The organism is Microbacterium sp. BF1 (assembly GCF_019279095.1).
Classification (GTDB): domain Bacteria; phylum Actinomycetota; class Actinomycetes; order Actinomycetales; family Microbacteriaceae; genus Microbacterium; species Microbacterium maritypicum.
Window position 1 is genome coordinate 1 of the sequence record NZ_JAGYWT010000132.1, and the last position, 5,737, is coordinate 5,737.

A 5,737-nucleotide genomic window follows, 5' to 3' on the forward strand; every position below is an offset into this window, starting at 1 on the left:
CCGCGCGCGACGCGCAGCTCTGCGCTCTCCGGTCATACGTGTGTGATGGGGCGGGAGGCCGCCGTTCCCCAGATCGGCGGCCTCGTTCCCCCTCGTGAGACGGGCGGCCGGGCTCTCCTCCCCCGAGGCTCCCGACCCGCCCGACCGGCGCGAATACCCCCGCACCAGTGCCTGGATCCCGCCCCCCGGTGGGATCCTCACGGCTGTCTCTATGGGATGAGACGATGCTCATCCCGATTCATTACGCGACTTCTCGAAAATCTTTCGAGAACTCATCCCGATCCTCGGATCGAAACGTGTGGGAGGCCGCCGTTCCCCAGATCGGCGGCCTCGTTCCCCCTCGTGAGACGGGCGGCCGGGCTCTCCTCCCCCGAGGCTCCCGACCCGCCCGACCGGCGCGAATACCCCCCGCACCAGTGCCTGGATCCCGCCCCCCGGTGGGATCCACACGGCTGTCTCTATGGGATGAGACGACGCCCCTTCCGATTCATTACGCGACTTCTCGAAAATCTTCGAAGGAGTTTCGGATACCGTCCGCAGACACCGCCGGAGGCACCTCGCGCGACCCCGGGCATCGGCTTGGAGTTCGCGGAGAGGGTGGCTTCCCTGGGAGATTCGCGAGAGAATGGAGAAGTCGCGTGATGAGAGGCGCTCTCATGCGTCTCTTCCCGTAGAGGCGCACCCGCGCCTGATCGTGTGGACGATGACAGGGGCCCCGTAGGACTTCGCCAGCTCTAGCGTCTCCAGGAGCGCAGGCAGGTCGTGTCCGTCCACCGGGCCGAGATACTTGATGTCGAGGTTCGAGTAGAGGGCCTCGTTGTTCGTGAAACGTGAGAGGAAGCCGTGCGTGCCTCCACGGACGCCGCGGAACACCGCACGCCCCACGGGACCGAACGCCCGGAAGAGGCGGTCGGAGCGCTGGTGGAGGTCCTTGTAGGCCGCTGCCGTGCGCACGCGGTTGAGGTACCGCGACATGCCCCCGATCGTCGGTGCATACGAGCGCCCGTTGTCGTTGACGACGATGACCAGGTTGCGGTCGTTGTCGTCGGAGATGTTGTTCAACGCCTCCCAGGTCATGCCACCGGTGAGTGCGCCGTCGCCGACGACCGCGACCACGTGACGGTCCGCGCGTCCGGTCGCCGTCAGCGCCCGCGAGATGCCGTCGGCCCAGCTGAGCGAGCTGGAGGCGTGCGAGGACTCCACGACGTCGTGGGGGCTCTCCCCCCGCTGCGGATAGCCGGCGAGGCCGCCTCGGAGACGCAGCGCGGAGAAGTCCTGGCGCCCGGTGAGGAGCTTGTGCACGTAGGACTGATGTCCGGTGTCGAAGATGAAGGGATCGTCCGGGGAGGAGAACACACGGTGCAGAGCGATCGTCAGCTCGACGACACCGAGGTTGGGCCCCAGATGGCCGCCCGTACGGGACACGTTCTCGACCAGGAACTCGCGGATCTCCGCGGCGAGCTCCGCCAGCTGCTCTGTCGAGAGCGCATCCAGATCACGGGGTCCTGAGATGCTCGGAAGAATGGGCATCTGCACCTCCTCACAGGCTCCGTCACAAGCGCCCGACGAGGGTGCGGACGTCTCTAGATCCTACCCCGAGACTCCGGGAAAACCCGGAGGGCGCCGCCCCCTTGACAGGAAGGGATGACGCGATGAGGGGGCTCGGATCCGAAGATCCGAGCCCCCTCATCTGTGCGATCAGACCAGCGAACGCAGCACGTACTGCAGGATGCCGCCGTTGCGGTAGTAGTCGGCCTCGCCGGGGGTGTCGATGCGGACGACCGCGTCGAACTCGACCGGCTGCTTGCCCTCGGGCGAGTTCTCGCTCGGGATCGCCGTGACCTTGACCGTCTTGGGCGTGACGCCGTTGTTGAGCTCTTCCAGACCCGAGATCGAGACGATCTCGGTGCCGTCGAGGCCCAGCGACTCCCAGCTCTCGCCGGCGGGGAACTGCAGCGGGACGACGCCCATGCCGATCAGGTTCGAGCGGTGGATGCGCTCGAAGCTCTCGGTGATGACCGCCTTGACGCCCAGCAGGCTCGTGCCCTTGGCCGCCCAGTCACGCGACGAACCGGAGCCGTACTCCTTGCCGCCGAAGATGACCAGGGGCGTGCCCTCTGCCTGGTAGTTCATGCTTGCGTCGTAGATGTACGACTGCGGGCCGCCCGGCAGAGTGAAGTCACGCGTGTAGCCGCCCTCGACCACCTGTCCGTCGTTGACGGCCGCGACCATCGCGTTCTTCAGACGGATGTTGGCGAAGGTTCCGCGGATCATGACCTCGTGGTTGCCTCGACGCGAGCCGAAGGAGTTGAAGTCCTTGCGGTCGACGCCGTGCTCCGTGAGGTACTGGGCCGCAGGCGTGCCGGCCTTGATGTTGCCGGCGGGCGAGATGTGGTCGGTGGTCACCGAGTCGCCGAGGGTCGCCATGACGCGTGCACCCTCGATGTCCTTCACCGGGGTGAGCTCCATCGTCATGCCCTCGAAGTACGGCGCCTTGCGCACGTAGGTCGAGTTCTCGTCCCACTGGAAGATGTCGTCGTCCGGAGTGGGCAGGCTGCGCCAGCGCTCGTCACCGTCGAAGACCGTCGCGTACTGCTTGATGAACTGCTCACGCGAGATCGAGGAGTCGACGAGCTCCTGCACCTCTGCCGGTGTCGGCCAGATGTCCTTGAGGAAGACGTCTTCCCCATCGGTGCCCTTGCCGAGCGCGTCGTTCTCGAAGTCGAAGTGCATCGACCCGGCCAGCGCATACGCGATGACCAGCGGCGGGCTGGCGAGGTAGTTCATCTTCACGTCGGGGCTGATGCGCCCCTCGAAGTTGCGGTTGCCCGAGAGCACCGCCGTGACGGCGAGGTCGTGCGAGTTGATCGCCTCGGACACCTCTTCGATCAGCGGACCCGAGTTGCCGATGCAGATCGTGCAGCCGTAGCCGACGGTGTAGAACCCAAGGCCCTCGAGGTCCTTGTCGAGTCCGGACTTCTCGTAGTAGTCGGTGACGACCTTCGAGCCGGGGCCGAGCGTGGTCTTGACCCACGGCTTCTGCTTCAGGCCCTTCGCGAGCGCCTTGCGTGCGACGAGACCGGCAGCGATCATCACCGACGGGTTCGACGTGTTGGTGCACGAGGTGATGGCCGCGAGCGTGACGGCACCGTTGTCGAGGATGTACTCCTCCCCCGACGGCGTCGTGACCGGCACGGGCTTCGAGGCGTTCGCCGGGGCACCGCTGTTGATGTGCACCGGACGCGTGGTCGGCTCCTCGTCGCCGGGGGCCTGACCGGGGTCGGACGCCGGGAACGAGTGCTTCGACTCGAGGTCGACGATCGAATCCGAGGTGGACGGCGAGGCGTAGCTCAGGATGTCCTGCTCGAACTGCGACTTCGCCTCGGAGAGGAGGATGCGGTCCTGCGGGCGCTTCGGGCCGGCGATCGAGGGCACGACGGTGCCGAGATCGAGCTCGAGGTACTCGCTGAAGGTGGGCTCGTGCGCGGCGTCGTGCCAGAGCTTCTGCTCCTTGGCGTACGCCTCGACCAGCGCGACGGCCTCTTCGCTGCGGCCGGTGAGGCGCAGGTACTCGAGGGTGACGTCGTCGATCGGGAAGATCGCGGCGGTGGAGCCGAACTCCGGGGACATGTTGCCGATGGTCGCGCGGTTGGCGAGCGGCACCGAGGCGACGCCCTCACCGTAGAACTCGACGAACTTGCCGACCACACCGTGCTTGCGCAGCAGGTCGGTGATCGTGAGCACGACGTCGGTCGCGGTAACCCCGGCGGGGATCTCGCCGGAGAGCTTGAAGCCGACGACGCGCGGGATGAGCATCGACACGGGCTGGCCGAGCATGGCCGCCTCGGCCTCGATACCGCCGACGCCCCAGCCCAGCACACCGAGGCCGTTGACCATGGTGGTGTGCGAGTCGGTGCCGACACAGGTGTCGGGGTATGCGCGGAGCACGCCGTCGACGTTGCGGTCGTAGATGACCTTGGCCAGGTGCTCGATGTTCACCTGGTGGACGATGCCGGTCCCGGGCGGGACGACCTTGAAGTCGCTGAATGCGGTCTGACCCCAGCGCAGGAACTGGTAACGCTCGCCGTTGCGCTCGTACTCGATCTCGACGTTGCGCTCGAGCGCGTTCTCCGAGCCGAACAGGTCGGCGATCACGGAGTGGTCGATGACCATCTCAGCGGGCGAGAGCGGGTTGATCTTGTTCGCGTCACCGCCGAGCGCCGTCACGGCCTCGCGCATGGTGGCGAGGTCGACGATGCAGGGCACACCGGTGAAGTCCTGCATGACCACACGGGCCGGCGTGAACTGGATCTCGGTGTTCGGCTCGGCCGCGGCATCCCACGAACCCAGCGCCTCGATCTGTGCCTTCGTCACATTCGCGCCGTCCTCGGTGCGAAGCAGGTTCTCGAGGAGAACCTTGAGACTGAAGGGGAGCTTCTCGAAACCGGGCACCGTGTCGATGCGGAAGATCTCGTAGTCGGTGCTGCCGACTGTCAGGGTGCTCTTGGCACCGAAGCTGTTCACCGTGGACACGGATCCGTCTCCTTCTATTCGGATGGGAGCGACAGGCGCCTCCATCTTGCTCGCCAGCGAGCCCCTGCGGCTAGCAAGGCGGCCCTAACCAGTCTGCTCCGCGCAGCTCACCGGCGAAAGCCTGCGATTTATCTTGATGTCAAGATAAATCTATCACGCCTCCGGAGCATCCTCGCTCGCGGGCTCGCGCGGGTGGAGAGCGCGAACGACGAGCCAGGTGACGGCGATCAGCGGCGCGAAGAGGGGCAGGCCCATGATGAGCTTGAGGGTGCCGAGCGCTGTGACATCTCCGGCGAGATAAAGAGGCAGCTGCACGGCCAGACGCGCGAAGAACAGCGCGGCCCAGGCGATCCCGAGCCAGAAGTAGGCACGACGCTTGCGGCGATCATTGCGCCAGGTGGTGCCCTCCCCCATCAGGAATCCGACCGCGAGGCCGATCAGCGACCACCCGATCAGAGCGGAGACCAGGATCACCGATCCGTAGACCGCGTTCGTGATGAGTCCGGGGACGAAGTTGTCAGCGCCGCGTCCGGTCCACAGCGCCAGCGCCGCAGCCGCACCCGCGGCGACGAGACCGCCGAGGGCTGCCGAGGGCGGTGACTTCTGAGCGAGCCGGATGATCGTGAAGACCGCCGCGAGACCGACCGAGATCCCGAGCGAGAGGATCAGCGGCTCCGGGCGGATCGTGAAGATGATCACGAACGCGAGGCTGGGCAGCACCGACTCGAGGATGCCGCGCCATCCGCCCATCGCGGACCAGACCACCTTGTGCGTGCTCGAGCTCTCGGCGGGGTCGAGGCCGGCGCGACGCGCGGCACCTCCGAGAGCCTGCCCGAGAATCTCGGAGGTGCTCTTGTCTCGTTCGGGTCCGGGCTCGGGAGCGCTCACGCGGAACCCGGGGTCGCCGGCATCTTGAGCGGGATCAGGTCGCGCGGAGGCATGGGGGATCCGCCACGGACGACCACGATCGAACGGAAGAGGTCTTCGACCTTCGCGGCCTCATCCGGGTCGGAGGCTCCGGCGCCACCGATCACACCGCGGAGGAACCAGCGAGGACCGTCGATGCCGATGAAGCGACCGACACACGGATGAGTGCGCCCTCGAGCTCGCGGATGTTCGACGACACTACGGTCGCGATGTACTCGAGGACCTCGTCGGGGATGTGGAGCGCCTCGCTCTGTGCCTTCTTGCGAAGGATCGCGAT

Annotated in this window: 2 protein-coding genes and 3 pseudogenes; all 5 read right to left on the reverse strand. The window is 66.6% G+C overall.

Annotation, left to right across the window (positions count from 1 at the left end; genetic code table 11):
• Positions 1 to 690: 690 nt before the first annotated feature.
• Positions 691 to 1,530: pseudogene (locus tag KZA10_RS06685) on the reverse strand (1-deoxy-D-xylulose-5-phosphate synthase N-terminal domain-containing protein); the annotation flags it as partial.
• Between the two features lie 168 nt (positions 1,531 to 1,698).
• Complete coding sequence (locus tag KZA10_RS06690; RefSeq protein ID WP_308289606.1) at positions 1,699 to 4,533, reverse strand: aconitate hydratase; 2,835 nt, start codon at positions 4,531 to 4,533, stop codon at positions 1,699 to 1,701.
• A gap of 153 nt (positions 4,534 to 4,686) precedes the next feature.
• Positions 4,687 to 5,421, reverse strand: coding sequence for a DUF3159 domain-containing protein (locus KZA10_RS06695; RefSeq protein WP_055867918.1), 735 nt, complete (start codon positions 5,419 to 5,421; stop codon positions 4,687 to 4,689).
• Positions 5,418 to 5,609, reverse strand: a pseudogene (locus KZA10_RS06700) (DUF3710 domain-containing protein); the annotation flags it as partial. The pseudogene KZA10_RS06700 and the gene KZA10_RS06695, both read right to left, overlap by 4 nt.
• Positions 5,600 to 5,737, reverse strand: a pseudogene (locus KZA10_RS06705) (chromosomal replication initiator protein DnaA); the annotation flags it as partial. The pseudogenes KZA10_RS06705 and KZA10_RS06700, both read right to left, overlap by 10 nt.